Origin of the sequence: Winogradskyella sp. 4-2091, from assembly GCF_045765065.1 — a bacterium.
In the GTDB taxonomy this organism is placed as follows: Bacteria; Bacteroidota; Bacteroidia; order Flavobacteriales; family Flavobacteriaceae; genus Winogradskyella.
The window spans coordinates 1-1,619 of sequence record NZ_JBJKOD010000039.1 but is presented as its reverse complement, the minus strand read 5'-3'; the positions used below and the strand labels follow the sequence as shown (position 1 = coordinate 1,619).

Annotated in this window: 1 protein-coding gene; it reads right to left on the bottom strand. The window is 36.8% G+C overall.

Translation table 11 applies throughout. The features are described 5' to 3' along the window. Positions 1 to 1,619: beta strand repeat-containing protein (locus ACJBCC_RS17195; protein WP_407557919.1), on the bottom strand; the 1,619-nt coding region annotated here is incomplete at both ends.

Sequence of the window (1,619 nt, the reverse complement as noted above, 5' to 3'; positions counted from 1 at the left end):
TGTATAAGTAATTAAATCGCCTTCACCAACACAACCTGTCGTTGAGCTCGAAGCAGATTTTACGATATTAATACCACCATCATTACACAGTGTTACATCTGTATTACTAGCATCAATGATATAAGTATCAGTGGCTTGAACAGCAGTTGTTCCATCAGGTTCTAAACCATTAGCCGTAACATTGTTGGTTATATTCCCAGCATCAACATTAGCTTGTGTAATGGTATAATCAGGTGCTGTAAATATCCAAGTTTCTGTAGGATCTAAAAGCCCATTCGTATTAGTGTCTCCAGTAAGTGTAAGTAACGATGTAATATTACCGCCTAATAAATCATCAGTAATTGTGATAGAGTTGATAGACACATTACCAGTATTAGTTACTGTAAATGTATAAGTAATTAAATCGCCTTCACCGACACAACCCGTTGTTGAGCTCGAAGCTGATTTTACGATATTAATCCCACCATCATTACATAGTGTTACATCTGTATTACTAGCATCAATGATATAAGTATCAGTGGCTTGAACAGCAGTTGTTCCATCAGGCTGCAGACCATCAGCGGTAACATTGTTGGTAATATTTCCAGCATCAACGTTAGCCTGCGTAATAGTATAATCAGGCGCAGTAAATATCCAAGTTTCTGTAGGATCTAAAAGCCCATTCGTATTAGTGTCTCCAGTAAGTGTAAGTGACGACGTAATATCACCACCTAATAAGTCATCGGTAATTGTGATAGAATTGATAGACACATTACCAGTATTAGTTACTGTAAATGTATAAGTAATTAAATCGCCTTCACCAACACAACCTGTCGTTGAGCTCGAAGCAGATTTTACGATATTAATACCACCATCATTACATAGTGTTACATCTGTATTACTAGCATCAATAACATAAGTATCAGTAGCAGCAACCGCAGTTGTTCCATCAGGCTGTAAACCATCAGCCGTAACATTGTTGGTAATATTCCCAGCATCCACATTAGCTTGAGTAATGGTATAATCAGGAGCAGTAAAGATCCAAGTTTCTGTAGGATCTAAAAGATCATTAGTATTCGTATCTCCCGTCAGTGTAAGTGACGACGTAATATTACCGCCTAATAAATCATCAGTAATTGTGATAGAATTAATAGAAACATCACCAGTATTAGTTACTGTAAATGTATAAGTAATTAAATCGCCTTCACCGACACAACCTGTAGTTGAGCTCGATGCTGTTTTCACAATATTAATCCCACCATCATTACACAATGTCACATCTGGATTATTCGCATCAATAACATAAGTATCAGTAGCTTGAACAGCAGTTGTTCCATCAGGCTGTAAACCACTAGCCGTAACATTGTTGGTAATATTCCCAGCATCCACATTAGCTTGAGTAATGGTATAATCAGGAGCAGTAAAGATCCAAGTTTCTGTAGGATCTAAAAGGCCATTAGTATTCGTATCTCCCGTAAGTGTAAGTGACGACGTAATATCTCCACCTAATAAATCATCAGTAATTGTGATAGAATTAATAGAAACATTACCAGTATTAGTAATTGTAAATGTATAAGTAATTAAATCGCCTTCACCGACACAACCTGTCGTTGAGCTCGATGCAGATTTCACGATATTAA